The sequence below is a fragment of the Dyadobacter sp. HNCC25DJ186 genome, from assembly GCF_056895235.1.
This window is the reverse complement of record NZ_JBXHAS010000002.1, coordinates 747,422-773,007: the sequence shown is the minus strand read 5'-3', so window position 1 is coordinate 773,007 and position 25,586 is coordinate 747,422. Positions and strand designations below refer to the sequence as shown.

General features: G+C 39.8%; 20 protein-coding genes. 5 read left to right on the top strand and 15 right to left on the bottom strand.

The window, feature by feature from the left end; translation table 11 throughout:
* Nucleotides 1–141 precede the first annotated feature (141 nt).
* The 4 genes from AC1XUO_RS08210 (at nucleotide 142) to AC1XUO_RS08195 (ending at nucleotide 3,141) form a co-directional block, all read left to right on the top strand.
* Entirely contained in the window at nucleotides 142–1,284 is a 1,143-nt protein-coding gene (locus AC1XUO_RS08210) for a thioredoxin-like domain-containing protein (RefSeq protein WP_483329284.1), read from the top strand.
* 125 nt (nucleotides 1,285–1,409) lie between these two features.
* Nucleotides 1,410–1,742: a hypothetical protein gene (locus tag AC1XUO_RS08205; RefSeq protein WP_483329283.1), complete on the top strand. Its 333-nt coding sequence runs from the start codon at nucleotides 1,410–1,412 to the stop codon at nucleotides 1,740–1,742.
* A 36-nt stretch (nucleotides 1,743–1,778) separates the two neighbouring features.
* Entirely contained in the window at nucleotides 1,779–2,027 is a 249-nt protein-coding gene (locus AC1XUO_RS08200) for a hypothetical protein (protein WP_483329282.1), read from the top strand.
* Between the two features lie 4 nt (nucleotides 2,028–2,031).
* The gene (locus AC1XUO_RS08195; RefSeq protein WP_483329281.1) at nucleotides 2,032–3,141 is read left to right on the top strand and encodes a serine hydrolase domain-containing protein; all 1,110 of its coding nucleotides are present in this window, start codon (nucleotides 2,032–2,034) and stop codon (nucleotides 3,139–3,141) included.
* A 184-nt stretch (nucleotides 3,142–3,325) separates the two neighbouring features.
* Here AC1XUO_RS08195 and AC1XUO_RS08190 read toward each other — a convergent pair whose 3' ends face one another.
* The 12 genes from AC1XUO_RS08190 to AC1XUO_RS08135 form a co-directional block, all read right to left on the bottom strand.
* Complete coding sequence (locus AC1XUO_RS08190; protein WP_483329280.1) at nucleotides 3,326–4,216, bottom strand: hydroxypyruvate isomerase family protein; 891 nt, start codon at nucleotides 4,214–4,216, stop codon at nucleotides 3,326–3,328.
* Nucleotides 4,217–4,470: 254 nt separating this feature from the next.
* Nucleotides 4,471–5,367 carry a hydroxypyruvate isomerase family protein gene (locus tag AC1XUO_RS08185; RefSeq protein ID WP_483329279.1) on the bottom strand — a complete coding sequence of 299 codons (897 nt, stop codon included), beginning with the start codon at nucleotides 5,365–5,367 and terminating at the stop codon, nucleotides 4,471–4,473.
* Nucleotides 5,368–5,403: 36 nt separating this feature from the next.
* On the bottom strand, nucleotides 5,404–6,306 hold the full coding sequence (locus tag AC1XUO_RS08180) for a ThuA domain-containing protein (RefSeq protein ID WP_483329278.1): 903 nt from the start codon (nucleotides 6,304–6,306) through the stop codon (nucleotides 5,404–5,406).
* A 135-nt stretch (nucleotides 6,307–6,441) separates the two neighbouring features.
* Nucleotides 6,442–9,135 carry a PQQ-dependent sugar dehydrogenase gene (locus AC1XUO_RS08175; protein ID WP_483329277.1) on the bottom strand — a complete coding sequence of 898 codons (2,694 nt, stop codon included), beginning with the start codon at nucleotides 9,133–9,135 and terminating at the stop codon, nucleotides 6,442–6,444.
* Between the two features lie 397 nt (nucleotides 9,136–9,532).
* Nucleotides 9,533–11,041, bottom strand: a complete 1,509-nt coding sequence (locus AC1XUO_RS08170; protein WP_483329276.1) for a RagB/SusD family nutrient uptake outer membrane protein — start codon at nucleotides 11,039–11,041, stop codon at nucleotides 9,533–9,535.
* A gap of 34 nt (nucleotides 11,042–11,075) precedes the next feature.
* Nucleotides 11,076–14,477 carry a TonB-dependent receptor gene (locus tag AC1XUO_RS08165; RefSeq protein WP_483329275.1) on the bottom strand — a complete coding sequence of 1,134 codons (3,402 nt, stop codon included), beginning with the start codon at nucleotides 14,475–14,477 and terminating at the stop codon, nucleotides 11,076–11,078.
* Between the two features lie 242 nt (nucleotides 14,478–14,719).
* A complete protein-coding gene (locus AC1XUO_RS08160; RefSeq protein WP_483329274.1) occupies nucleotides 14,720–15,778 on the bottom strand; it encodes a FecR family protein in 1,059 nt (352 codons plus the stop codon).
* Nucleotides 15,779–15,901: 123 nt separating this feature from the next.
* Nucleotides 15,902–16,483, bottom strand: coding sequence for a sigma-70 family RNA polymerase sigma factor (locus tag AC1XUO_RS08155; protein WP_483329273.1), 582 nt, complete (start codon nucleotides 16,481–16,483; stop codon nucleotides 15,902–15,904).
* A 637-nt stretch (nucleotides 16,484–17,120) separates the two neighbouring features.
* Complete coding sequence (locus AC1XUO_RS08150; RefSeq protein ID WP_483329272.1) at nucleotides 17,121–18,161, bottom strand: alpha/beta fold hydrolase; 1,041 nt, start codon at nucleotides 18,159–18,161, stop codon at nucleotides 17,121–17,123.
* A 276-nt stretch (nucleotides 18,162–18,437) separates the two neighbouring features.
* Nucleotides 18,438–19,073: a hypothetical protein gene (locus tag AC1XUO_RS08145; protein ID WP_483329271.1), complete on the bottom strand. Its 636-nt coding sequence runs from the start codon at nucleotides 19,071–19,073 to the stop codon at nucleotides 18,438–18,440.
* Between the two features lie 470 nt (nucleotides 19,074–19,543).
* Nucleotides 19,544–19,978 carry a helix-turn-helix transcriptional regulator gene (locus AC1XUO_RS08140; RefSeq protein WP_483329270.1) on the bottom strand — a complete coding sequence of 145 codons (435 nt, stop codon included), beginning with the start codon at nucleotides 19,976–19,978 and terminating at the stop codon, nucleotides 19,544–19,546.
* Nucleotides 19,979–20,273: 295 nt separating this feature from the next.
* Nucleotides 20,274–21,089, bottom strand: coding sequence for a 2,3,4,5-tetrahydropyridine-2,6-dicarboxylate N-succinyltransferase (locus AC1XUO_RS08135; protein WP_483329269.1), 816 nt, complete (start codon nucleotides 21,087–21,089; stop codon nucleotides 20,274–20,276).
* Nucleotides 21,090–21,560: 471 nt separating this feature from the next.
* Between AC1XUO_RS08135 and gap the strand changes: the two genes are divergently transcribed.
* Entirely contained in the window at nucleotides 21,561–22,574 is a 1,014-nt protein-coding gene (gene gap / locus AC1XUO_RS08130) for a type I glyceraldehyde-3-phosphate dehydrogenase (RefSeq protein ID WP_483329268.1), read from the top strand.
* Between the two features lie 54 nt (nucleotides 22,575–22,628).
* On the opposite strand, the gene trmB is transcribed toward gap, so the two are convergent.
* Genes trmB through AC1XUO_RS08115 form a run of 3 tightly spaced genes read right to left on the bottom strand, consistent with a single transcriptional unit; the run spans nucleotide 22,629 to nucleotide 25,545 of the window.
* On the bottom strand, nucleotides 22,629–23,291 hold the full coding sequence (trmB, locus tag AC1XUO_RS08125; RefSeq protein ID WP_483329267.1) for a tRNA (guanosine(46)-N7)-methyltransferase TrmB: 663 nt from the start codon (nucleotides 23,289–23,291) through the stop codon (nucleotides 22,629–22,631).
* A gap of 19 nt (nucleotides 23,292–23,310) precedes the next feature.
* A complete protein-coding gene (locus AC1XUO_RS08120) occupies nucleotides 23,311–24,612 on the bottom strand; it encodes a bifunctional folylpolyglutamate synthase/dihydrofolate synthase (protein WP_483329266.1) in 1,302 nt (433 codons plus the stop codon).
* Nucleotides 24,613–24,618: 6 nt separating this feature from the next.
* Nucleotides 24,619–25,545, bottom strand: a complete 927-nt coding sequence (locus tag AC1XUO_RS08115; protein WP_483329265.1) for a hypothetical protein — start codon at nucleotides 25,543–25,545, stop codon at nucleotides 24,619–24,621.
* Nucleotides 25,546–25,586 lie beyond the last annotated feature (41 nt).

Sequence of the window (25,586 nt, the reverse complement as noted above, 5' to 3'; positions counted from 1 at the left end):
ATTCACGAATATCAAGATGATGTAATATTGGAAAAACCATTGTTTTCTCTATTAAAAAAACGCTTCTTAATATTTATATATAAATAAATTGTATATATAGTTTAATATTTTTATATTGTATTGAACTTAATAATGAAACTTATGAAAATTGCTATTTGGGAAAATCGGTCCATGCGGGTGTTTTCGAGAATTGCCCTCTTTTTCAGTATGACAATTGTTATTAGCTGTTGTGTTAAAGAAGATCGGTGTGTTGTAAATGTTGATCTCCAAAACACACAGTCGTTTCTAGAGGGAAAGAAAGTTTATCTCGGAGAAGTATCTTCCAGGAAATTTTTGGATTCAGCCATTGTGAAAAATGGAAAATTTATACTATCAACCAGTGCTCAAGATATCGCTGTTCCTTTTGAAGCCAGCTTGTTATATGCAACCGGTAATAAAAATCATCCTGTTTGGATGTTAGGATTCTATAATCCATTTAAGGATAAAACATTCATGAGCACCTTCTATGCCGAAAAGGGAGCAATGAACTTCGTAGTCAACAAGACCTCTAATATGCGGAAAAAGGAAGCAATTGAACTTACTTTTGTCAACATTAACAAGCAGACTGAGGCATCCTACCGGTTTCCGCAATTCAAATCATCCAAAGACCACAATTCAGCTGAATACAATAAAGGTTTAATCAGGAAATTCCCTAACTCTGTCTATTTGCTGCATCAGCTGAACTGGCAAAAGAAACAATTTTCTGACGAACCAATAGCTAATTTATTACATCTATGGGATAAATCGGTTCATGATTTTCCTATCTATCAACAATTAGTGCAGCATATCAGATATAAAAATCCTGAAGGAGATCTATTTCCGGCAAGCGTAGCATTTTTCAATTCTGATCTTTCACCGGTAGATTCAATTCTTGATGAAAATAAAGATAATCTGATAATTTTTTTGGCAAGCTGGTGCGGTCCATGTAGAAAGGAAATACCTCAGATCCGGAAAATATTCGAAAGTAACAGTAAAGACGTCAATATTGTCAGTGTATCCATCGACAGAGACGATGAGGCCTGGAAAAAAGCGTTGGAAATGGAAAAAATGCCGTGGCAACAGCTGCTTCTCAAACGTGACAGCTCGTATGTGAAATTAGACAAGCAATATGATTTAAATGCAGTTCCAGTTTGGATAATGGTAGACGCAAACGGAAAAATCATGGCAAAACACGTAGGGCTTGAAGAAGGTGAAGATGCCATTGATAAAAAAGTTACAAGGTTAATTTCCAATCGATCAATTTAAAAATAAATCCGCTTCTCGTATCAATACCTAAAATTATCTTAAGTTTATATTACTTCTGTAATAATAGTTTTAAATATTCTTTTCGTTAGTTTTGGTCTGGCTTTCTAATTCATCTAACACACACTATGTTAATGGTAAAACGTTGCTCAATAAGGTTATTTGCTATATTTTTCCTTCTCGTATTTATAAGCATTCAGTCCGAGGCTCAGGAAAGTCAAGGTCAGATCAGCGGCAGGCAAAAGTTGGGTTTAGAATACAAGTCTTACGGTATCGGGGTGGCAGGAGCCAAAGGAGGCCGGAACAGAGAAGGTATTAATGCCTTTTACTGCTGGCAAATACTGGGTAATAATAAACATCAAATATCCATTTCTCCCCAAATTGGCTTTTTGCTGGATACTAATATTCAGACGCGTCTATTGCAGACCGTATCCATTGATTATAACTTGAATATTTCATAAAGGCTGGAATTAGGAGTATTTATTGGAATTAGCCATGTGCTCACAAAATTGGCATTTGACCGTTATGAGTATAACGATTATGGAGAATTTGAAAATAAGGGAAAATTTCGAGGTCAGGTATCGCCTTCGTTTGGAGGAAGGGTTGGCTGGAAATTCATTAGAAGGTCCAATTATTCAATCAGTCCGTATGCCGCCCTATCGTTCATAAAACTGGACAGAAGTTATGATGGTAGCATTTTGGGCTTTAAAAGATCAGCCTCAATCGGGTTAACGTGCAATTTTTAAACTTATGAGAATTATTTTATTGGTTTTGTTTTTTGCTTTGATTTCCTGTAAGGACAATGAAAAAGTAATTATTCCGGCCACTTTGACCAACAATCCGCTCCAATCGAAATTGGATTCAACAGTGCAAAAGATCTTTACTGATAATTTCGAAAAACTGGACTGTCCGGGTATTTCTATTGGAATTTTAAAAGATGGTAAAACTAATTTCTATGGGTATGGTGAAACCGCACAGGGGAATCTTATCATACCTGACGAAAATACATTTTTTGAAATTGGTTCTATCACTAAAACCTTTACAGCCATCGCCGTAGCGGAAATGCTTCTGAACGAACAAATGGATATCGACACTCCGATCAGAAGTTATCTGCCTTCAAACTTGCCTACACTTCAAAGAAACGGAATCGAAGTAAATTTTAAACATCTTTTAACGCATACTTCTGGTCTGCCGAGAATGCCAAATAATTATTCCGCTATTGAGCAATATGAAGGTTATGGTAACGAAAAACTATACCAGTATTTGAATAATGTACAACTTGAATCTACGCCTTTTACCAAATCAAATTACTCCAACACAGGCTTTGCTATACTGGGAAATATTCTTGAAAGGCATTATAAAGTAAATTATAATGAACTGATAACGAATCGAATCTTAAACCCGTTGCATTTGAACGATACAAAGGTCAACTTCGAAGATACTGATGTAACCAGATGGTGTAAAGGATATGCCAACGGAAAAGAAACGGACTATTGGAAAACCATGAACGCTTTTAATGGCGCGGGCGTACTTAAATCTACTGTAAAAGATTTGCTTTTATACGCCAATGCCAATTTATCGCCGCCTGAAAATACATTGGGTAAAGCGATTAAACTGTCACATCAAAAAGCTTTTGAAGACGCTGACGGCGAGTCAGGTTTGGCCTGGGTATTGTCAGCACCTAAGAAAAATTCAACAAAACGAGTTTTTTGGCATAATGGTGGCACAGGTGGGTTTAACAGCTGGCTCTTCATCAACGAGGAGAATAATTCGGCCCTGGTAATTCTATTCAATTCCTATGCTGAAACAAGCCAAAGGAATGAGTTCATATCTTCTCTACACAATATCATATCAGAATGATGGCTAGTTGAGGCGTTAGAAACTACCGGCGGTGAAAACATTATATTTCTGGCAAAATACTTTATGCGCCTCCATAATTCATTAAAATCGGAAATCTGCATGAATGAATTTAGCTGTAATTAATGAAAGCCCGTCTCGCAACAATGCATCAGACGGGCTTTTATTAATACATACTCAATTATTTTCAACCAATATCACAAATCGTCACCCCCTGTTTCAACGAAGCAATATCATCCTTACGGCTAGGAATAAACTCCTGCGCGACAAATCCTTTATAACCGGTTTCAACAATCGCCTTCATGATCGCCGGATAGTATAATTCCTGCGTTTCATCTATCTCATTCCGGCCCGGAACTCCGCCTGTGTGGTAATGTCCGATATACTTATGGTATTTTCTGATCGTCGCAATTACGTCACCTTCCATAATTTGCATGTGGTAAATGTCATAAAGCAGTTTGAATTTTTCAGAACCGATCATTTCACAGAGACCTGCACCCCACTCTGTCCGATCGCACATGTAATCCCGGTGATTCACTTTGCTGTTCAAAAGCTCCATGATTAGCGTGACATTGTGTTTCTCAGCAGAAGGCATCAGTTTCCTCAAACCTTCTGCGCAGTTACGCATACCGTCAACATCGGACATCCCATTGCGATTTCCTGAAAAACAGATAACCGTTGTATATCCCGCTGCCTGAAGTTTTGGGAAAATCTCTTCATAACTTTTTACCAGCGCATCATGGTTTTTCGGGTCGTTAAACCCTTTTTCGATTCCCATGCCTGCACCATTTGGCAAAGCGCAAGTAAGACCGTATTTTTTCAGTATCGGCCATTCTTCCGGTCCGAGCAATTCGATTGATTTCAAACCGATTTTTTGACATTCTTGCGCAAATGTTTCCAATGGAATTTTGGAATAACACCATTTACAAACCGAGTGGTTAATTTTCCCTTTAAGTTCCGGCCCAAGTGCCTTATCCGATGCGGCAAATACCTGACTCACCGAAAGTGGTAATGTGGAAAGCCCGGCTCCGGCGACTATTTTCTTTAATACTGAACGTCTGTTGGTATTCGTTTTCATTTTCACGGATATTTCGGTATGCGATAGATGCCTATTAAAATCGATTTATACCTCGATTTTCAAACTTAATGACGGTGTAGGCGTCTCCTGTTTATAGTATTGTTTGTTCTAAGGCTTATCCCTGGCTCCGTCGGAGCCTCCTTGCTTTTTCAGGAAACTCCTATGGAGTTAAGTTGACCCAAATCAAAGCATTTTATATAAACAGGAGGCTCCATGGAGCCGCTTTACAATTTCCGCTGGATTTTAAACAGTCTTTAAGCGATATCACAAATAGTTACCCCCTGTTTCAACGAAGCTATATCATCTTTCCGGCTCGGTACAAACTCTTGTCCGACAAAACCCTTGTAACCCGTTTCTACAATGGCTTTCATGATCGCAGGATAATAAAGCTCCTGCGTCTCATCGATCTCGTTTCTACCTGGAACTCCACCCGTATGATAATGTGCAATATATTTGTGATACTTTCTGATCGTAGTAATCACGTCACCTTCCATGATCTGCATGTGGTAGATATCATAAAGTAATTTGAACTTTTCAGAACCAACCATCTCACATAATCCTGCTCCCCAGGCCGTATGATCGCACATGTAATCTTTGTGATTTACCTTGCTGTTGAGTAATTCCATTACGAGCGTCACGTTGTGTTTTTCGGCAAGCGGCATTAACTTACGTAAAGCAATTGCACAGTTCATCATCCCGTCTACATCGCTCATACCACGACGATTTCCGGAGAAACAGATGATCTTATCATACCCGGCAGCCTGCACTTTCGGTATGATATCGGTAAAACCTTTGATCAGTTCTTCATGATTCTTAGGGTCATTAAAACCCTTGTCCAAACTCCGTGTCAGACCTTCTCCCCAGGGAAGTGCGCAGGTTAATCCGTGTTGTTTCAAGACCGGCCATTCTTCAGGACCGCAAAGTTCTATAGAGGTTAGGCCTATTTTCTTTGCTTCCACGGCCAGGGTTTCTAATGGAATTTTACTATAGCACCAACGACAGACCGAGTGATTGATTTTGCCATTTAATTTTGCACCTAACGCTTTTTCAGAAGCGGCCATCACATTGGTCATGGATATAGGCAAGCTCAAAGTGCCTGCTCCGGCTACGATATTTTTAAGTGCGGTACGTCTGTTGGAGGTACTTTTCATTGAACTGTAATTATTGTGGTTAGTGTTTTTATAAAATCAAGGTCTTGCACTCCCTTTGGTTTTTGTGGGGAAATCTTTGGGTATGGGCTGTGTCACTTTACCAGATGCGACCCATTCAGTACCACGTTGCAATGTGGTAATAAATCCTACACATTTCTGCGAGTAGTTTTCATGTCCGAGTGTCGTGTGGAAAATTTTACCTTTGCCATATTGCAATGTCATAAGCATTGGTTCAATTCTTCCGGATCCTCTTTGTTCCACCGGACTGTAAGCCGTTGCCAAAACTGTCACATTTTCAGCAGGACCTCTCAAACGGTCATACAGTTCATCTTTCTGGTGCAGCCATTCAGTGGGAAGACCTTTCATGATCGGATGATTTGCTTCTCTGCTCGTGACGACAAATTCATGCTGGTGACCATGACTTCCGCCCAAACCTTTTGTCGTATCTTTTACCATTTTTCCCTTTTCTTTATCAAAATAGAGATATGGGCCAGACTTTTCATTCCGTCCTTCCCAGCCACCAATCCCGATCATTTTGTTATAGGCAAGCCATTTCGGAAAAGCGTTGTCAGCAGCATGCACCACAACGAGTCCGCCGCCATTTTTTACAAATTTCTCAAAAGCAATCTTTGTATCTTCTGACCAGGAGTCGCCATTATAATTTGAAAGCACTACATCGTACTTTGAAAACTCAGGTTTGAAGCTGTCCATATTTTCTCCTTTTTTCGGAGTGGTCGTAATGTCAGCCGTAAACATCCCAGTCTCTTCCAGAAATTTTTTCATCATCACCGATCCTTCGGCCATGTTTCTATGATTGTTTTGCCCATCGATGATCAGCACTTTGTAGATTTTACGGGGAAGCGCCTTTACGTCGCAGGCAATTAGACACAAGATGAGCGTCCATGCAAAAAGTGAAAAATAAAATTTGAGAATCTTCATGAAATCGAAAAAATAAACCTGAATTGAAGTAAAATTCGTGAGGTGGATAATTCTACTATCCATTCCCGATTTTTAATTCAATTCAGGTTATATAATTAATACTTTTAAAAATAATTACACTTTTAAAATGTATTATTATTTTCCAGCTTTTTGAACAGATCCTTCTTTATAGATAGGACTGTTTTTGCTTCCGCCGGATTCAAGATAAGCAATCAGATCTCTCAGTTCTTTTGGATTCAGACCATTTATCAAACCTGGCAACATAATAGAAACCGGTGAGAGCTTGGTGGAAGTAACCTCCTTTTTAGATACTTTACGGATCGTTTTTTGATCAAATGGATTTTGAGCGATGTAATAAAAGTTCGCATCCTGGTTCATTTCTCTTCCCAAAACAGATTCTCCGTTTTTCAGCGTATAAATTGTAGAAGCATATTGATCGGATACCGCTTTATCCGGGATAATAATGGCTTCCAAAACATCACGTGTTGTGAACCTGTTTCCCAGCTGTGTTAAATCTGGTCCGATATCACTTCCTTCTCCCTGCATCATGTGGCATCTGCTACAAAGCACTGCCGAGAAAATTTTCTTTCCGGTCTCAAAATCTGCTCCGGCCAGACTGTCCTGAACCAAGCTTACAGCATTATCAACTTTCCAGCTTCTTCCAGGCCCTTTGGGAGTATATTCGATAGCCAAATCATTACCATTTAACGTAAGCTTTTCCGCTCCTGATAATTTGTTATAATAGGCTAGCTTATCCTTTGGTACGTTAGCAAGGGCGATTTGTCGTGCTTTTTCAATGAAGCCGATATAACTTCTTCCCCCTTTGTAACTGAATGCTTTGTCATACCATTTGAAATACGTGTCACGTAATTCAGGCGTCCATCCGGTTTTTGCTGTACTCAATACAAACGCATAAAAAGTTTGTTGTTTTGCCGGCATCTTTTCAAGCATCCCAGCGATATCAAGTCCATATTGTGGATTACGAAGGATAAGGTCGGAAGACGCTGTTGCCGTTTCGTTGTCCTTGTCATCGAAAAATTCATTTTTTGTTAGCAAAGCCAGGGTTCTCTCAACAGCACCGGGCGCTTCAAGGAAGACAAGTAATTTGCTGTACAAACGGTTGCTCAACGCAGAAGTTGAAGGATAGTGCGGGCTAAGATAATTCGTTACCTGCGTTTTTATAGGTCCTTCCAACACGCCATATCTGAAAAATGTAACCTCGAAAACCCGAAGTAAATCCCGTTGTTTCGATTCTGTAAGTTTTTTAAAATCAATTGATGTCAGCGCTTTTAACAATGGCTCTTTTACGCTCTTTTCACCCTGACGTGCAAGAGCAAGCAAAGCCTCAATCTTGATTTCTGCGTTTTTCTCATTCAGTGCTTTTTCTTTCCATTCCGCTACCGGCTGGTGCTCTACGGCTAATCTGGCCGCATAACGCACTGATCTGTCAGCATGGGCCAAGTTCGGCCAGGAAGCAGTAATTGCTTTCGGGTTAACACCAAGGTGATATTGTTCCAGCTCCGTACGAAGTTTGTGTTCCGGCGTTAATGAGACCGTCGCTACATTTGATCCGGCCTTTAACTTTTTGTAGTCCTTATAATAAATACGGTAAAGATCCGACTCAAGACGGCGACCACCAGTTAAGAAATAAAGTGCTCCATCCGGTCCGATGACACCATCCGTCAAAGGCAATGGTGAACCCGAAAGAAATTCTTCATGGTCAGCCGTGTAGGTTCCTCCCGATGGTTTCAGGTGAATCCCGTGCATGATTCCAAAACTCCAGTCGAACGCCAAAAGTGTATTTTTATATTTCTCAGGAAACAAGGCATCTTTCAGATAGATCAAATTCGTTGGAGATCCCTGCCCGATATTCATAACCGGTCCGACGTTGTCAGGGAAAGATGGTGCCCATTTGGCATCTCCCGTTCTCCATCCAAACTCACTCGCGCTTGTTGCGTGGCAAATTCGTGTAGGTCTGTACCAGGGTGTTCCGAAATCCCACTCCATGTCGGAGTCGTAGGTGAACATATCACCTGCTTCGTTGAAAGCAATATCAAACGGATTTCTGTAACCGGCACTTACCAATTCCCAGGTCTTTCCTTCCGGATCTGTGTGGGCAATCCAGCCACCAGGAGCCATTCTATCGTTGGCGTGTCCTCTCGGATCTTTGATAAATGGAAACAGGTTATCGTTTGTCCAGTTTTTTGGCAGACGGTATGAATCCATTTCAGGTAAGTCGGTGTGGTTTCCTGCTACCACATAAAGAGATTTTTTGTCGGGTGACAGCTGGACGCTGTGCGGACCATGTTCTCCTTCACCCTTCATAGCTTTCAGCAGTGTGATTTTGTCATACTGATCGTTGTTGTTGGTATCTTGTAAACGATATAGTCCACTTGGTTTTGATAACTTTGCGTTTTCACGGTTATTGATCACAACATACAAACTATTGAAAGCATACAGTAAACCGTGGGCAAAACCCATAGCAATTTTAGCTGTATCGCCCTCAATTTTCAGTGGTTCAATTTTCGGTTTTTCCGTAGAGCCGATCGGGGCCAGCACAACCCTGAAAAGACTTCCATATTGATCAGAAGTAATGAGCCTTCCTTTATCGTCAAAGGCCATCGAAACCCACGAGCCATTTTGCTCTTCCGACGGGCTGAACAAGTGTTCTGCGACAAAACCATCAGCCAGTTTTAATTTATCAACTTTTGACCCGGGTGGTCTTGTTTTCGCAGTTCGGTTGCTTAACAATACTCCGCAAAAAACACCCACAGCAATAAGCACTGCGAGGGTTATCGGAAGTCTGGACCATTGTTTTTTTGTGTACATTTTACAGCTCAGAGTTTAAGTAATTATAATTTTAAGAATATGATGAATAAAAACAGAATTTAAATTCAGACTTAAATAAAGGAAATTAAAACTTAGAAAAATCTGATTTTGCAATAATAACGGGAATCGTTGAAGGTACCATCCTGTTCTGTCGGGTTATGGTAAAAAATAATTTATACTTTAAATATAAATTAAAAATATAGTATGTGTTTTTTGTATTAAAAGAATAGTATTTATATGAACTTTCTTTATTTATTGTAAATACAAAAAGTATTATTATAATAGTTTTTTCAATACAGTTCAATAATACTACAATAACAAAAAGTGCAGTAAGAACATACTTACTACACTTTTTAATTGTCAAGGGTTTAGGACAGTATTTTGAAATGCTAACTAGCTAAAAGTGTGGCGTTAAAGCCGCTTCTACCGCCGGAAGGCCATAATAATCATCCAATACTGTAAAGGCATTTCCGGGAGGAACCGCGCCGGCAGGAAAATAATAATTCGTAGGATTGGCCTTGATTCTCGCGCCGTATGCTCCGATTATTTCTTTCACCCTTCCGGTTCTTGTCAGATCAAACCAACGTTTGTTTTCAAATGCCAGCTCTACTCTTCTTTCCTTAAAGATGGCTTCGCGCATATCTGCCGCTGAGGAAGCCGTGGTGGCGGCGAGGCCAGCGCGTGTTCTTACCTGATTTAAATATGTAGCAGCATCGGCAGTTTTGTTTTGTTCGTTCAATGCTTCCGCCATAAACAACAGTACTTCCGAATAGCGGTACACAGGAAGGTTGTTACCTGTATTTCCGTGCAACGAGTGAGTTTTTGCAAATTTTTTGATGTAAGGATAAACCTTGTTTTCCCGCAAACTCTGGCTCAATGTCACAGTTCCAATGGAAATATCCTTTCTTTTGTCGCCTGCTTCATAGGCAGCAATCAGGTCGGGCGTAGGGATATTATTGTTCTCTCCTGATAAGGATTGTGGATTTGAAGTTCCGGTAATTGGTTGGAGCTCCGCAGCAGTAATTGGGGCGGGTATTACCTGATAAATATAATTGCCATTATAACCATCAGGCCCTTCCTTAAACTGTACTTCAAACACCGATTCCTGATTGTTTTTGCCTGCCGTCGTAGTGGAAAACGCATCAGCGTAATTTGGCATGAGCATGTACCCGTCGTTGGTAATAATGTCCTTTAAAACAACTTCGGCCTGCGCCCATTTTTTCTGGGTGATGTAAAGATCAGCGAGCAACGTTTTGGCAGCTCCGGATGTAGCTCTGCCAGCTTCCTGTTTTGTTTTGTTCAGTAAGGACGTGGATGCTTCCGTTGCGTCTTTTTCGATTTGCGCGTAAATCTCCTCTGTGGTTGACAAAGGAAGTGCTGCGTCATCGCGACCTACTGTCGGGACCAGGTGTAGTGGCACTTTCCCAAAAAGCCTGACAAGCCGGAAGTAAGCATTTGCCCTTAGAAACAGTGCCTGTCCTTTCAGATTTTTTTTCGAATCTTCATTAAAATCAACACCGTCAATAAGTGCAAGGATTTGATTTGCTCTGGCGATGATCGTGTAATCCTGCCGATATTGTTGCAGAACATTGTCATTTGCAGTAACACCGTTTGCAGTCGGTACGGCAAAATCTGCTATGTTTTCTGTGGCGTCCACAGCTCCAAAAAGGGTATTTCTTGCATAATATCCATTATCCGAATGCAGGTCGGTCAGTTTCCAGATCCTGTCGTTATAGATGGTCCTTAGTGGCACATACGCAGCATTTACTGCCTGTGTAAAATCAGATTCTGATTTGAAAAATGTACTTAAGCTGAGTTGTGTTTCCGGTACAACCGTCAGAAACTCGTCCTGACATCCGGCAATTGCGAAGCTTAAAAAACAAGCTAATATAATTTTCTTTTTCATTCTGTATAAAGTCTTTTAATGAAAATTAATCTGCCTAAAAATTCAGGTTAACACCAAGAGTCCAGGTACGGGGAACCGGATAATTGGATAAGTCTACGCCTTGGCTCAGGTTTCCTCCATCTCCTGTTCCATCACCAGATGCACTTGTTTCAGGATTTGGTCCACCCCAGTATTTGGTGAAAACATATACCTGCTGTACGGAAGCATATAGTCTTGCAGACTTGAAGAACCTATTTTTAACACCTATATTATAACCCAATGTGATGTTTTTGATCGTAAAATAGGATGCGTCAGCAACGAAACGGCTATTCATCCAGTCTCTTTCTACACCCGTATAATTACCTCCAAGTGCTGCATTGGTAATACCATACATGCCTTTTCCAGGATTTTCCGGAGATCTGAAACGGTACTTCACTTCATCGACCATGTTGAAAACGCCGTCAAGATTGGCAGTACTGTACAAATGCCGAACGATTAACTGATTTCCATAGGATCCTGAGCCTGTAATAGACATGTCCCAGTTTTTATATCTAAATTCATTGGTCAGCCCGTATGTGAATTTTGGGAATGGATTTCCAATAATCGTTCTGTCATCCTTATCACCTCCGTTTGTGATAACACCGTCTCCGTTAACGTCTTTTAATTTTATATTTCCAACAATGGAACGTCCGGGAATAATCGGTGAATTGGCTAGGTCAGCTTCATTCATATAATTTCCCAGTCCCACCATTCCATAAAACTGACCAAAAGGTTGTCCAACCTGCGTAATATGGAAAGTCCCGTATACCCTGTCGATCCCTTCGGCAAGCGCTAATACCTTGTTGCGGTTAAAGGATATATTGGCATTGGTTGTCCACTTCAATCTACCGATCAAATTGCGTGAGGTGACAGAAATTTCGTGTCCCCAAAACTTAATTTCACCAATGTTGTCATTGAAGTTTGTAAAACCAGACTCCTGCGGAATTTGTACGCTATACAACAGATTCGTAGTTCTCTTCGTGTAGAAATCGTAAATGAATTGAATTCTGTCATTAAACAAACCCAAATCTAACCCGGCATCAAACTGTTTTGTTGTTTCCCAGCCAAGGTTGTTATTGGATAACGAGGTAACGTTCGCCCCCGTAGCCACGTTGTTTCCGAAAACGGCGTTGGTGGTGTTATTGACCAAAGCATATTGGGTGTAATTACCGATATTATTGTTACCAATCACACCATAACTGGCCCTAAGTTTGGCAAAAGAAACCTGGCGCACGTTTTTCAAAAACTCTTCGTCAGATACTACCCAACCCACTGAAGCAGATGGGAAGGTTCCCCAGCGGTTGTTAGATCCGAAGCGTGAACTTCCGTCAGCACGTACCGCTGCCGTAAAAAGATATTTCCCTTTATAGTTGTATGTCAGGCGGGAAATATAGGATGCCAAAGACCATTCATTGATCCCGTTAAATGTCCGGGAACCGGAAATCCCATTCACATTAAAGGAACCGGCACGATCAATATTAAGTGCTCCCTGGATGGTTGGAAGTCTGTCGTCGGTGTAGGTATTCGCTGTAATACGGTCAAATTCCTGACGGAATCTCTGCTGTGTAAAACCTGCTAAGAGCTCAAAATTGTGGTTGCCCAAACTCTTGTTATAAGTAGCAAGGTTTTCGTTAAGCCACGAAAAATTAGAAATGTTTTGTCGGATTGAAACCGCGGTCGTCGGAATGGGAACATTAATAAAGTTGGTGGCAGTTGACGGGTTGAAGAAAAAATACTTGTTGCTCTCCTGCTCCACATTGATCGTCGATCTCAACGTCAGTCCTTTAATCGGCTGATATTGTATATACGCATTACCCAGTAGTTTTGTAATTTTTGTTTCATTGGTTAACTCGTTTGCCGCTCTGACCCAGTTTGGATAGTTGAAGATATTTCCCGTGTTTCCTGGAAAAGTGTTGAATTTTGTCAGTTCTCCATTCGCATCGTAGATGGGCATAACAGGCCAGGTATGCAAAGCGTTGAAAAGGATACCGGTTCCTCTGTCTCCATCCGTTCTCGGCGTATTGTCGAAAACATACTGTGGGGCAATGTTGAAACCAACTTTCACTTTTTTAGAAATGGAATAATCCGTATTCATCCGCAAAGAATAACGTTTGTAGTCGTTATTCAGGACAACGCCTTTTTGGTTAAACACCCCTGCTACAAGCGAAGTGCTTACATTTTCTTTACTTGAAGTTACCGTCAGGTTATAACTCTGAATAGGTGCAGTTCTTAACAGCGCACCATACCAGTCATTGTTTTGTCCACGGTACTGTTCAGGATTCTGGAATTCAACCGGTACCGCACGGCCGGCGTCAGCGTAGTATTCCTTTTTAAACTGAGCAAAATCTTCGGCGTTCATCATTTTAATCAAACCCTTTGACGGCACTTTTTGAATTCCGTAAAATGAATTTAAACTGATGTTAGTCTGACCCGTTTTCGGTTTTTTTGTCGTGATCAAAACCACACCATTGGCTGCCCTTGAACCATACAAAGAAGTTGAGGCCGCATCTTTCAAGATCGAAATATCTTCAATTTCATCCGGGTTCATCTGGCCGATCGTTCCAGTGATTGGAAAACCATCGATAACATACAGTGGATCGCTACCCGCAGAAACAGATACCTGACCACGTATACGAACCGACATACCCTGGCCGGGCTTTCCTGTGGTCTGGTTGATCTGGACGCCGGCAAGTCTTCCCTGTAATTTTTGAGTTACCTGCGATACAGGAATATCTTTCAGTTCTTCACTTTTCACTGTTTGTACAGATCCGGTTATCTCCTTTTTCAACTGGCTACCATAACCAACTACAACAACTTCCGAAAGAGCTTTTGAGTCAATTTCAAGTTTAACATCCACAGAAGCACGGGAACCCACTGCAACTTCCTGAGAAATGTAACCCAGAAAGGAAAAGATGAGCGTCCCACCTCCATCAGGCGCGTTGATGGTATAATCGCCGGTTTCATTGGATACCGTACCGGTTGAAGTGCCTTTCAAAACTACACTGACACCCGGAAGTCCCTGACCAGTTTCGTCAGTAACCTTCCCTTTTATTGTCCGTTCAGGCGCCGTTTGTAAGTTTATTTTTTCATTGGCAGCGTTGTCGTTTTGTAATAGTATTCTTCCAGAAACAACTCTGTAAGAAATATTCAGCGGTTTGAAAAGCGCGTCAAGGGTGTTTGCCAAATGTTGGTTTGATACCGAAATGGAAACAATTCGGTTGGTTTGTATCGACTCTTTGCTGTATACAAACTTAACCTTGGCCTGCTCTTCAATTTTGTTTAACGCATTTTTAAGGTCAACGTTCTTGAGTTGCAGGGTAACGCTTTTGTTAAGCAGTTCTTGTGCGTTGATATCGTGGGCAAATGATACCGTCGCAAATACGATGGCCATAGCGACTTGCGCCAGAGATATTTTCATAATCTTGTACAGCGATGCGTACAATTGTAATTGTCGCGGTTGGTTCATAAATTTGAATGGTTTTATTAGATGGAAAAAATAAAACATAACACGACCACCCACACCTGGAATCAGGTGTACTATCGAAGCGGTGAGCCGTTGTCATGACCGGAGGTGGTGGCTCACCTCCGGTCAATTTTAGAAGTTTAGTAGTAGATTAGCTCATAGTGGCGGGGTTAAAATGATGAAAAAAAGGTTTAGGATTAAAGACTATTCGCGCAGCCGGAACCTGTTATTATTATGCTGGTCCCCTGCATATTATATTTACTGTTAACGGATTCGCAAATCAGATCAAATTTTTCCTGAAAAGTCATTGCCGTAAGGTCACCTGTAAAGGAGCATTGTTTTAGTTTGTCGTTCTCCATCAATATTCGAACATTATAACTTTGACCTAATTCCTTTAAAACGTTCGGCAAAGGCTCATCTTCATATATGAATTTCAGCTCCGCGACTTCTGGCGTATCCAGCATGATCGGGTCAGGTACAAGCGATTTTTGAACTTTGCCATGTTTCTCAAAAAAGACCATCCGTTGATTTTGAGTTAGGAAAATTTCAGTGGAAGGCTGAGTACAATTTTGTTTTGACACTGCATTTTGCCCAATTTTCACAGATACTTTCCCAGTTTTTACTCCTATTTCTACGGACTTCGATTTAGTGTTTGAGTTAACCCAAAAGCTGGTACCAATAACTTTTGTAATTGTGCCGTTACAAAAAACAAAAAACGGGCGATGTGGATTTTTGCTGACCTGAAAAAATCCTGAACCATTTAAAACAACTACTCGCCGGTCTTTTTCAAAAGGATTTTTGTAAGAAATGGTGCTCCCCTGCGTCAGTCGGACTTTCGTACTGTCTTCGAGAACAATTAATTCGCAACTTGTTTTTGTGTTTGACTTTGTAATGGTTTTGTAATCAATATTTTCGATACTAGTTTTATCATTTGTGACTGGATTTTCGAAGACACCTCGGTTATCTCTCAATAAAAAAAAAGCTAAGACCACCGATGCTGCAATGCTTCCATAAATCGTCATTCTCTTTAAATGCACCAGACGTCTGTTAGAATTGTTCTGGGCATATCCGTCAATTTTGCTATTAATGTGTGCCAGTAAAATTTCTTCCGATTGTGCCTCCTGCTTCTCTGACAACTGAAAAAATTGGTCTGTTTCCAGCTTATCAAACCAAAGTTTAATTTTCACTTTTTCTGCTTCCGTGCACTCGCCTCGTAAATAGCGTTGCAGCAATTTTTCGAATTCGAACTTGGTCATAGAAGGAGAAATTTGAACTACATGTACAAGTCGTTTTAAAAATGAAAACCCCTAGAAGTGTAATAAAAAATATTTAAATATTTATATAAAAATCAATATTGGCCATCAAAGTTCCCTGAATATTTATATGTTGAGAAGCAGGATTGCCACTGCTACAAAATCCCTGAGATGGATTCTCAAAGTTTTAAGAGATTTCGTAATATGGTATTGAACGCCTTTTTCAGACAACCGCAAGTGCGTAGCTATTTTTGCGACTGGCCAGTTTTCAATCCGGCTCAATCGAAAAACTTCTTGCGACTTTTCTGGTAGCGTCTTGATTCCGACTTCCATAACTGCGGCTAAATCATTTACGTCAACCACATTTTCAGTCTGGAATTCTTCCTGCGCAATGAAGGTTTTGTAGTGATGGATGTAATTATCTTTTACAATCTCATTGCGTATGTGGTCGATAACCGAATATCGTACAGCTCTGACAAGATAATTTTCAAGCGAGGTAATTTCTAGATGTTCACGCTTTTCCCAAAGCTGCACAAAGATCTCCTGAATGATTTCTTCTGAAACTGCTTTGTCATTTAGCCTTTTCTGGGCAATGAGATATAATTTGTACCAATACCTCTTGTACAAAATTGTAAAAGAAACTCTGTCCCCTTGAACAAATTTTTCAATGAGTTGCATTTCAGACAAAGCCGGGACAGATGAGCTCATAGATTGTTCTTTTGTGAATACCTGTACATCTTCATGCACTTTACTGATGTATTCTCGTATCAATTGACGTAAATAATCATACTTAATCGATAATTTATACAATAGTAGTATTCGCCAAATCCGGAACTATCCTGCTCTGTCTGGTAATATTAAAATTTTTACTTTCTGAAATTATACTTGTGATTTTCAAAAAAGACGAGATGGTTGATTTTCAAAGGGATGTTATAAAAACTATCAATTTTGTTGTGCCCGTCAGTTTTCTGGCGAGATTATATGGGTTCTTCGTAGCGTTAGAGATACAATTAGAGATTTTTTTGTCACTAAAATGGGCGTATTAAAATATTTAAAGTATAATTAGGTAAGTAATTAAAATACATTTTTGACTAATTTTACTATTTAAATATTATATACATTTTACATTTTTTAATTTTATTTTACTTTTAATACATTTATAAAATACTTTTAAGTTTTATATGTTTTTAGCAGAAAATAAATATTATATTCTTGATACTTGGCTTTTATATTCTATTTATTATACTTGTAAATAGTTGCTTATGATTTAAAAGTAAGTCGCGAAATTTAGTGGTTGTTCTGCTGTATGTTATTATTACGGACATGATTTATCTTACTTAAATAATCATTTGATTTTTCGTAGAAAAGACAAAACTTCCCTGAGCCATTCATCAGGTCTTTCGTAGTGAATGTTGTGTCCCGTATTAAGTAATATTTTATGTGTTATTAAATGTGGGTGCTGATCTTTGAGTGCCGCATTTTCTTTCTCGAAAGGAAACAGGTCGTTGTGGCCAGAAGGATCCAGTATCAACATTGGAACCTTCAAATTGCGGTAAATTATTTTCGGTTCAATAATAGACATCGATTCGGCAAAAAGCGGACTACGTGTCGGCCTAAGTATATTTTCCAGTGATTGCTCTGTACTGCTCATATGAAACAATTTCCATAAACCCGGCCCGACCACCCATTTCCCTTCCTCATTTTTTCTTATCCACGTCAAAAGCTCAAATTGATTTTCATTCTGATCTTTTTCAAGGAAGGCACTGTACGCATCAAGTTCTGTGGAATAGACAGTGTCAGGTATAATCTGATCTGCAAACCCATTAACTTTTTGAATTAATTGTGCGGAGTCCATTTTATGATAGTTGGTATTTGTAGCTACCGAGCCGCCGTCCTCCAGTATCAGAGCCAAAACTTTTTCCGGGTATACATCGTAAAATGCACTCGCGATAAATCCACCTCGCGACCAGCCGCCGATTATTGCCTTCTCAATTTTCAAATGCTTCATCAGATCGCTTAGGTCATCTGCCACATGGTATAATGATACGTCATGAGGTGGGATCGCCGTCTGGCCGTGGCCGTAGTAATCCGGAGCAATCACGTAGTAACCCTCCTGAACAAATTTGTCAGCCATCGTAAGCATTTCATAACCGGTGCTCACACTTCCATGTAACCATATCAGTGGCGGGTTTTCCGGATTGCCCCAGGTTAGGTAATGCATCCGGACATTCCTGGTCTGGAAAAAATGCCCATGTTCTTTTTCGAAAGTGTGAAATTCAGTTTTTGCAGCCTGAAATTTATTTTCCACATCCGAATTGGCATTCATAGGCGTCACCTGGGCAAAGGTGGGAAGTGATATTATAATTAAAACGACGAGAACTTTCATGTTATCAAAACTGAGGAATATTAGCGAATCGAAAGGTACTTTGAAGGAGTTGGAACAAGCTAATATGCTCCAAAATTTCAATTTCAAAGGAAGGAAAATGAGTAAACGGTGGATACTTATAAATAAATGGAAATTAGTGTCTGATGTTTTTTATGTAAAATGGTCAGCTCTCACAGAATACGCCAAAGCCAACCTTTACCTATCGAAGATGCTGGGTTTACATAAACCGCATTTGATTTACATATTGGGTATTTTGTGAATGTAAAGGGAACACCGCTAAGGAGTTTTATTCTTAGTGACTTCCCTGATCGACTTTATGAATTTTTTCCTTGAAAGGTTCGGTGGTAAAGAATCTTCATATAGCAGCTTTATGGCTCGTCGCTCTGCCTCTGGCAAAGAAGACGGTAAATCCAGATCAGTCTCATAAACATCGAAGCTAGTTAAAGCTGTAATCCCTAACAGATGTGGTTCTTGGAATGTCCTTTTTGAGTGGCCCATTAGTCCCACTGCATGGCAAAGCTCATGACGAAGCGCTTCCCATCGTCCTTTTCCGTTTAAATAAGGCATTATGTAAATATCGACCGTCCGTAAATTTCCGTTCAAGTGAAGATTAGCAGAAGCGTAACCCTTTGGTTCCTGGTACAAATCAGCCGGTCTATGACTGTTAAATTCTTCGTCCGTTTTGGGAAAATTAATTAACACGTTTCCTTTCTCTCTGGCCCAAACAATATCTATTTTACCTATCAATGGTCTTATTTCGTCAATGATCTTATCTACTTCAAGGGAATCTGCTTTCTGAAAAGGCGGGAGAATTTGAACCTGGATTTTCTTGTTCCATTTTGTCAGCCTATCCGAATCGCCGAAACCAACTTCACCAAAATATTTCAATTCTTCGGCCGTATATTTTTTCAAAAAGCTTGTCGATTGTAACCTGACATTACTCCTAAAAATAATGAAAATCAATGCGGCAAATACAAACATCAAACTTGTTATACGTATCCCTTTCCGGATCATCATAGTAATATTTAAGTGCGCTGATGGAAATGAAGTTCGAAGTAAGCATAATTTTGACGACTCTGCGCGTAAAAAGGTCAATAGGTTTGATAATCTATCACCGACACGGCGAAGCAGTTTGTCAGCGTTACAATAAGATGATAACCGGCTAGCAAAATATACTTTTCAGAAAGTGGCGAAATTTTAGGACAATCTTTAACGGCTATTGAGATCCTAAATCGTTAGCAATTTTATTTGTCCAATTAGTAAAAGGACACGGAAATAAACGGACTTTTAATTTGATGTTATCATTTGAGTTAGGTAGTCTCTTTCAGCTACAACCCGTAGGCAGCTTTTTTCTGTATCACCCGGTATAATCCATACAGTGATTATTTAAATTCCTGGAAGGTTCCATCTGAGTAAAAGATCAAAATGCGCTCAACCTTTTTTTCGTTTGCCGGAGGAATGGATGATTCTGACACGAGATTTTGATATCCTGGATTCTGATTTGGTAGATTATTTCTACGCGATTCTGCGAGGCTGGCAATACCATTTTTCTGACCATTAAACATGGTATAATTATCTGCCTTGAAAGGCTTTATTTCACTGATTGATTCAGGGAGATCTTCGTCTTCTAAAATCCAATTGATACCCAGATCCGGGAAACGTTTGATGATCTTCTGGACAATATCCAGACTAGGCTTATTTCTTCCCGCTATGATGTGAGAAATACTGGAACGCTGGATGCCAATCTCATCAGCGAAGTGAGAAGGCGATATATTTTTGTCAACCAATATCTGTTTAATTTTCTCATTCAAGTCCATATATACAATCTTAAACAGCTTCTACAATTGTTAATAGCAGTATACAAAGTTAATAAATTTACTTTTGTAAACAATACAAAAGTAAATTTAAGAATTTATAAATGTAAACTAAAATCACAATTGTCAATTTACATTATTGTTTACATTTGTAAAGCATGGATTTTTTTGAATTGAGCCGGTTAAATGTGTTGTTTAAGAAATTAAACATAAAAAAAGTGCGGTTTCAGATCTGAAACCGCACTTTAAGAATTTAAACTTAGTTATGTAAATTCAGTTTAATATGCCATGCAGGATATTAAACCGTAACATTGTTTTCGCGTAAAGCTTCGTTTAACGAAGTCTTCAAATCAGTGCTCGCCTTCCTCTTTCCAATAATCAATGCACAAGGAACATGGTAAGTTCCGGCAGCAAATTCCTTTGGTAAAGTACCTGGAATAACCACTGAATCTGCTGGCACGAAGCCTTTGTATTCGACGGGTTCAGGACCTGTAACATCAATAATTTTCGAGCTTCCCGTAATGGTTACACCTGCACCAAGAACGGCTCTTTTACCAATATGCGCACCTTCAACAACAATGCAACGTGACCCAATAAAGGCGCCGTCTTCCACGATCACCGGAGCTGCCTGAACCGGTTCCAAAACCCCACCTATTCCGACTCCGCCACTAAGGTGAACGTTCTTCCCGATCTGCGCACAGCTCCCAACTGTTGCCCAGGTATCAACCATAGTTCCTTCGTCTATGTACGCTCCAATATTTACATAAGAAGGCATCAATACAACGCCTTTTGAAATGTAAGCTCCGTAACGTGCTACTGCCGGGGGAACCACGCGAACACCCAGTTTGTCGTAACCAGTTTTTAGCTTCATTTTATCATGGTACTCAAAAATACCAACTTCACTAACTTCCATCTGCTGAATTGGGAAGTATAGAATGATAGCTTTTTTCAGTGCTTCATTTACTAACCAAGAGCCGTCTTCCTGTGGTTCCGCTACCCTCAGCCGCCCTTTGTCAACCTCTTCAATAATGTTTTTAATGATCTGAATGTTTTCCGGGTCTTTCAGTAATTCGCGATTAGACCAGAGTTCTTCAATTTGAGAGTTAAGGCTCATGTTAAAGTTTTAAATTAATAAGATATAATTAACTGCCTGTAATATAAGTAGTTGAGAGAAATTACAATAAATTATCCTACTCACTTATTTTCCATAACTAAGAAAGATTTTAATTAAAATTTTGTCACTACCCTATTTTAAGGAATACAAATATATACGATTCATCACGATAAACAGAGTGAATATTTAAACATATTGAAGCACAAATAAACTGTTTCAGATATCAAGAAGAGAAGTTAAACAATAAATATAAGAAAAGAACTAACTAATTTATTTAGTAAAAAAAACGAGAATACTAAAATTATTAGTAATCTATTTTACTAATATAAATGGTTAACATAATTTTATGAACTATTGTTATTGGCTTTCTATAAACTGCAAAACTATGTTTCAATTATTCTCCAAAATCCTTTAAAACCGTCATCCTTTTTCTTAATATTGCTCCTGTAATAACATAATCCCAATAAGCACATGTCAAAAGTTAAAGTTGCAATCAACGGTTTTGGACGTATTGGCCGTCTAGTTTATCGCCAAATTTATAACATGGAAGGCATTGATATCGTAGCCATCAATGATCTAACCAGCCCTAAGGTACTAGCTCACTTACTTAAATACGATACTGCACAAGGAAGATTTAACGCTGAAGTTACATCTACGGAAAATTCAATCGTTGTAAACGGCGAAAGCGTAGTTATATATGCGCAAAAGGATCCTACCCTCATCCCTTGGGGATCGCACGATGTCGATGTAGTACTTGAATGTACAGGTTTCTTCACGAGTAAAGAATCGGCTGAAGGACACATCAAGGCTGGCGCGAAAAAAGTTGTTATCTCCGCTCCTGCTACCGGCGATCTGAAAACAGTCGTATTTAATGTCAACCACGACATTTTGGACGGTTCTGAGACAATTATCAGTGCTGCGTCTTGTACAACCAACTGTCTTGCTCCGATGGCTCAGGTTTTGGAAGAGAAATTTGGTATCGTTAATGGTTTAATGACGACCATCCACGCTTACACAAATGATCAAAACACGCAGGACTCTCCGCATCCAAAGGGCGATTTGAGAAGAGCTCGTGCTGCTGCTCAGAACATTGTACCTAACAGTACTGGTGCTGCGAAGGCCATCGGTCTTGTATTGCCTTCATTGAAAGGAAAACTGGACGGTTCTGCACAACGTGTACCAACTCTTACAGGTTCTCTAACTGAATTGACAGTAATTCTTGGTAAAGAAACAAGTGTTGAAGAGATCAATGCTGCTATGAAAGCTGCTGCTAACGAAAGCTACGGATATACTGAAGACGAAATCGTAAGCAGCGATATCATCGGAATTAGCTACGGTTCATTATTTGACGCGACTCAAACTAAGGTTCAGAAAATTGGGGATACTCAATTGGTAAGAACTGTGAGCTGGTATGATAACGAAATGTCTTACGTTTCTCAGCTTGTTCGTACTGTTAACTACTTTGCTACTCTTTTGAGTAAGTAATTAGTAATACTAAATACTAAAAAATCCCTGATCGTTAATTCGATCAGGGATTTTTTATGCCGTTATAACTGATTTGATGAATTTGATTGTGTAGCCTTTTGAAACAAATATTTTTTCGTAATGCGTCCGTACACCATGATGTTCCGAAAGCAGAGGAGAATGATATAGATCTCCGGTATGTTCAAGAATCTGGTACTGGTCCGAATTTCCAATTGTCTCAAGACTGTATTCGTATAAAAAAGTGCTATCGGTTTTCAAACAAAACAATCCGCCCTTTTTCAAGTACTTTGAATAACTGGCAAGAAAATCAGGATTGGTTAATCGTTTTGGCTCGTCCCTATCGCGTACTTGCGGATCCGGATGTATCAGCCAAATCTCATCCAGTTCGTTTTCTTCAAAAAACTCTGCTGAATATTGAATTCCTGCACGAAGAAAAGCAACATTGGTCAATCCGGATTCCGTAGCCGCTAAACTTCCACGGGCAATACGGTCACCTTTAATGTCCATTCCGATAAAATTTTTATCCGGAAACACCTTTCCCAAACCAACCGTATACTCTCCTTTTCCGCAAGCAAGTTCCAATACGATTGGGTTACTGTTTTGAAAATAGAGTTCATTCCATTTTCCTTTTATGGTTTCGTATAGCGGTTTACCTTTTTCAATTACATTATTGGCCTCTGCGCTGAACTTGTAATGATCTAATTTTCTACGTGACATTTTAAAAATAATCTATAAACTAAATAACATCCAGATCTGCCACAACGAAAGTGCTCCCACCCACATAAATGGTATCATCCGGACTGGATTCCAAAATTGCCGCTTTTAAGGCTTCATTGACATCTGGATAAACATTCCCTTTCAACCCGATATTTGATGCCTTCTGCTGCAAATCTATGGCATTTAATGCCCTTAGATTACCGGGCTGACAAAAGTAGTATTCCCCATCCTTTGGAAAAAGCTCCAGAACAGCCGAAATATCTTTGTCTGCTACAAAGCCGATAACAAATCTTTTTTGAATGGATGACAAACTGTCAAACTGCTGCATCGTATAGGAAACACCGGCATAATTATGAGCAGTATCACAATAAACCAACGGCTTTTCAAAAAGCTTTTGCCAACGTCCTTTAAGACCGGTATTGACAACAACTCTTGAAAGACCCGCATAAATAGCCTCATGGGATATTTCCAGATTTGTTTGTTTTAGTTGCGCTAAGGCAGTCAGCACACCACAGATATTCTTTAATTGATAAATTCCAGCGAGGTCCAGCACTAAATGACCATACGATAATGCTCCACTTACCTTATCGAAAACATCAACGACAAGATTTCCATCAATATGCCTGGCATTGAGAATATCATAATGATCCGAACCGTAGGAAATACCGGCATTTCTCTCAGACGCCTTCAAAGCAAATACAGTTGAGACATCAATATCCTGTTTTTCACTGATGACAACCGGGACGCCTTCCTTGATAATTCCTGCCTTTTCGAAAGCGATCTTGTCCAGTGTATCTCCTAAAAACTGGGTGTGGTCAAAACTTACGTTCGTGATAAGCGACAGAAGCGGTGTGATAATGTTCGTGGAATCCAGCCTGCCACCCATGCCTACCTCAATTACAGCAATATCAACTTTGCATTTTTCAAAATAGGAAAATGCCATGGCAACCGTTACTTCGAAGAACGAAGGACTTAGACTTTCAATGTAAGATTTATTAACAGCGGTAAATTCGCAAATAAAACCTTCATCGATACAGGCTCCGTTTACTCGTATACGTTCTGTAAAAGACTTTAAATGAGGTGAAGTATATAGGCCAACTTTAAACCCAGCCTCCTGTAAAACAGAAGCCAACATATGGGAGCTGCTGCCTTTTCCATTGGTGCCGCCTACATGTATGGTGTGAAATTTTTCCTGTGGGTTTCCCAGGTGATCGCAAAGTTGAAGGGTAGTATGAAGGCCCGGCTTGAAAGCACGGGCCCCGATATTTTGAAAAACTGGTAAGCGACTATATAGATAATCGATTGTTTCCTGATAATTCATTACGTGTTACTGCGAACTGATTTTAAAAGTGATCGTTCCTGTTGATTCTTCCGGAACATTTGATGACTGAGATATAAATGTAAGCTCACGGACAGCACTACGGTATTGATTTACGACTGAATAATCGGTCACAGTTGTACTTTGCGTGATAATATTTTTAACCCTGCCGTTCTTATCAACCGTAATTTTGAACGTGATAGAACCTGTTGCATCAGACTTATCATTCACAACTGGTCTTCTGGACCATTTCCAGCCCGATAAACTTAGCCCCACGGCCGTTCCGCCACCGCCACCTTCACCTTTGTATGTCTTGGCAAATAAACTCCCTGTTTTCGCACCTTTGTCGCCCAAACCTTCTGCATCATCCCCATTGTTGTTTCCGCCAACGCCGCTTTTTGTTCCGTTGGTACCATTACTTCCTGACTTACTTCCGGAAGACTTACTGAACAATGCATCTTTATTAACCGCCTTTTCAGGAGCAGGTTTCGAAACAGGTGCTGATGACGAAACACTTCCCGTAGATTTTTTCACTTCTGTTTTTTCTGGCGCTTCTACCGGGCTTTCAACTTTCGATGTGATCGCAGGTTTTTCAGCAACAGTCTTGGTAGGCTTCACCGATTCAATTTTCGGCGGGGTCTGAGGCGTCGGTTTTGGCGTTGCGACAGACTTTCTCTCTTTTGTCTCTTCTGCGTCTGCGCGCATATTTTCCCTAACCTTAGAATTGCTAGGTTTATTGTAAGTCTGGATATCTCCCTTACCAACTTTACTTGTTCCGTAATTTACTTCCACAAAAAGCTCCATGGGCGCCACTTTTGGAACGTTGCTGCTCAGGTGGATAAAGAAAAATATACCTAACATAGCAATCGTTATACCAAAAGATATTGCCCAGGATATTGCTATTCGCTGACGATCTTCTGCTTGTAATTCAAACATTGATTTATTCGTTTGTGATTTTTGTGTTGAACGTAAAATTA

Coding starts and splice junctions, on each gene's coding strand:
- AC1XUO_RS08210 (WP_483329284.1), top strand. CDS start 142: ATGAAAATTGCTATTTGGGAAAATCGGTCCATGCGGGTGTTTTCGAGA.
- AC1XUO_RS08205 (WP_483329283.1), top strand. CDS start 1,410: ATGTTAATGGTAAAACGTTGCTCAATAAGGTTATTTGCTATATTTTTC.
- AC1XUO_RS08195 (WP_483329281.1), top strand. CDS start 2,032: ATGAGAATTATTTTATTGGTTTTGTTTTTTGCTTTGATTTCCTGTAAG.
- AC1XUO_RS08190 (WP_483329280.1), bottom strand. CDS start 4,216: ATGAAAACGAATACCAACAGACGTTCAGTATTAAAGAAAATAGTCGCC.
- AC1XUO_RS08185 (WP_483329279.1), bottom strand. CDS start 5,367: ATGAAAAGTACCTCCAACAGACGTACCGCACTTAAAAATATCGTAGCC.
- AC1XUO_RS08180 (WP_483329278.1), bottom strand. CDS start 6,306: ATGAAGATTCTCAAATTTTATTTTTCACTTTTTGCATGGACGCTCATC.
- AC1XUO_RS08175 (WP_483329277.1), bottom strand. CDS start 9,135: ATGTACACAAAAAAACAATGGTCCAGACTTCCGATAACCCTCGCAGTG.
- AC1XUO_RS08170 (WP_483329276.1), bottom strand. CDS start 11,041: ATGAAAAAGAAAATTATATTAGCTTGTTTTTTAAGCTTCGCAATTGCC.
- AC1XUO_RS08165 (WP_483329275.1), bottom strand. CDS start 14,477: ATGAAAATATCTCTGGCGCAAGTCGCTATGGCCATCGTATTTGCGACG.
- AC1XUO_RS08160 (WP_483329274.1), bottom strand. CDS start 15,778: ATGACCAAGTTCGAATTCGAAAAATTGCTGCAACGCTATTTACGAGGC.
- AC1XUO_RS08155 (WP_483329273.1), bottom strand. CDS start 16,483: ATGAGCTCATCTGTCCCGGCTTTGTCTGAAATGCAACTCATTGAAAAA.
- AC1XUO_RS08150 (WP_483329272.1), bottom strand. CDS start 18,161: ATGAAAGTTCTCGTCGTTTTAATTATAATATCACTTCCCACCTTTGCC.
- AC1XUO_RS08140 (WP_483329270.1), bottom strand. CDS start 19,978: ATGGACTTGAATGAGAAAATTAAACAGATATTGGTTGACAAAAATATA.
- AC1XUO_RS08135 (WP_483329269.1), bottom strand. CDS start 21,089: ATGAGCCTTAACTCTCAAATTGAAGAACTCTGGTCTAATCGCGAATTA.
- gap (WP_483329268.1), top strand. CDS start 21,561: ATGTCAAAAGTTAAAGTTGCAATCAACGGTTTTGGACGTATTGGCCGT.
- trmB (WP_483329267.1), bottom strand. CDS start 23,291: ATGTCACGTAGAAAATTAGATCATTACAAGTTCAGCGCAGAGGCCAAT.
- AC1XUO_RS08120 (WP_483329266.1), bottom strand. CDS start 24,612: ATGAATTATCAGGAAACAATCGATTATCTATATAGTCGCTTACCAGTT.
- AC1XUO_RS08115 (WP_483329265.1), bottom strand. CDS start 25,545: ATGTTTGAATTACAAGCAGAAGATCGTCAGCGAATAGCAATATCCTGG.